General features: G+C 33.7%; 1 protein-coding gene. It reads right to left on the reverse strand.

What is annotated here, in order from left to right; translation table 11 throughout:
* Positions 1-133: 133 nt before the first annotated feature.
* A partial coding sequence (locus ABWO04_RS11430) for a hypothetical protein (protein ID WP_353079815.1) occupies positions 134-2,006 on the reverse strand: 1,873 nt, incomplete at its 5' end.

Consider the following 2,006-nt stretch of genomic DNA (forward strand, 5'->3'; position numbering starts at 1 on the left):
GGAAAAGTTGCATCTTGAGCTTCATCTGATAAATCTCTTTCACAATTCAAATTGACAAGGGTAATTATTGCCAACAAGAACGAATTTCTTAAATAATTAATTTTTCTATTTTTCATTTTTATTATTTTTAAAATTATTTACCAATATTAATATGAATATACGTTCTAATTTCCCATTCAGATCCATTTCCAAAACCTACTGGACTTAATGCCGGCACAGCAGGATAGGTGTTAGCTGGAACAAAAGTTGGAGAATATCTTGGAGAATATTGATTTAATGTTCGCCAAATACCCATTAAACCAATTCTTGTATCAGGTAATATAAACCAGCTTGGCTTTCCTAAAGATGTTGAAATATCTATTTGAGATTGAAGTGGGTATGTTAAATTAAAATCACGGTGATAATCAAAAGGTCCCCAATCATTAAATTTAAGAGAAGAAACTACTTTTACTTGTTTGTAAATCAATCTAATATCACCACCCATTCTGTTAATGGTTCTTTCTGAATCACCATTAGCTTGACCATTTCCAAAATAGATATTTGCTATCATGCCTAAATCTGGACTGATTTTTGATACGATTCTCGTATTAGACTCCCATAAGTTTTGTGCAGGCGCAGATTTAGCGAAAGCAAAAGGTGTTCTATTTGATAAAAATCCTATAGCTGCATCCATTGTTGTAGGTAATTTACGGAAAACAAATCCTGTATTGAACGCAAATTTTGCATCTTCAACCATATCATTGTTCCATTCATACATCCACGTTGCAGGAGTTGGGTCATAAGTGATTAATAATTCTCCTCCTAAAGTTTCTCTATTTGCTCGTACAAAAAACGGATCATCCAATACATTTCTTAGACGTCCAGGAGCATCTACACCGTTTGGCATTGCTTCTACAATTGGTTTTTGCCACAACATATTTGGTGCTACTTGTAATTTAGAATTTATGTTATAGGTAAAACCTGCCAAGAAATTCATTTGGTTACCACTTCCTGAATCTTTTAATCTCCAACCAGTAAACGTTTGAACATTATCTGCTCCACCTGAAGCAACAAGACCCTGAATGGCTCCTTGGGTATATGCATTGAATTTTCCTTTAGAAAACGTAATCTTTGCTTTTCCTCCCCAGTTATCTTTGTTATTTATTTTATCCACTTTAACTAAATCACCATCCATCATTTGAAACTCTCTTCCATTTAGTGGTTGTCCTCCCCAAATACCTCCTGCATCAAAACCAAAAGCACCTAACTTTGTTTTGAAATGAACTGTTGCTCTTCTTGTTTTTGGAACTGGAAATGCAATTGATGAAACCGTTTCAGAAATTTCTACTTGATTAATATCTTCATGATAAACAACTGTAGCATCAACTTTACCTAATTTTGTTCCATATTTTACTAAATAAGCTGGATTTGCTCCCCACCATAATTGAGGCCCAAATGCTGCTTTAAATCCTTTAAGACTTCTTTTCCCATCAATTTCAAAACCAAGGGTTTCTCCATTATAGATATCAAGATTTGGTCCATAATTAGCTTCAGAATATAGTGCAAAAAAGTCTCCTTCATAACCCCAATGATAATGACCTGTTCTATAAAAACCTTTCAAATCAAAATCCTTAGCATTCCATTTATAAGAAGCATTATAAACTTGAACTCTATTAAAGTCGCTTACTACAGTTGGTCCAGTAGGTGTATTAAAAGACTGTGCTCTACCTCTATTTTCGTAAAAAATCTCATTAATTGGGTTTTCAGCCACTCTGCCTAAAACATTGAAATTTACATTTGCTTTCATATTGGCAGACGGATTTCCTTCAACACCAATAAAATATGATTGCATATGATCAAATCCTAGTTTGTTTGGATAATTCGCAGTATCAGGATCATCTGATTTTGGCGTTGAGATTAAACTACCACCGGTGTTAAAAGTTGTAAATTCAGCTCTAAGATTACTTATTTTTAAAATACCACCATCATTACTTGCTAAAGCCGCTTTGTCTGCTCTAGCTCTTAAA

The sequence above is a fragment of the Flavobacterium sp. genome (assembly GCF_040382755.1).
Classification (GTDB): Bacteria; Bacteroidota; Bacteroidia; order Flavobacteriales; family Flavobacteriaceae; genus Flavobacterium.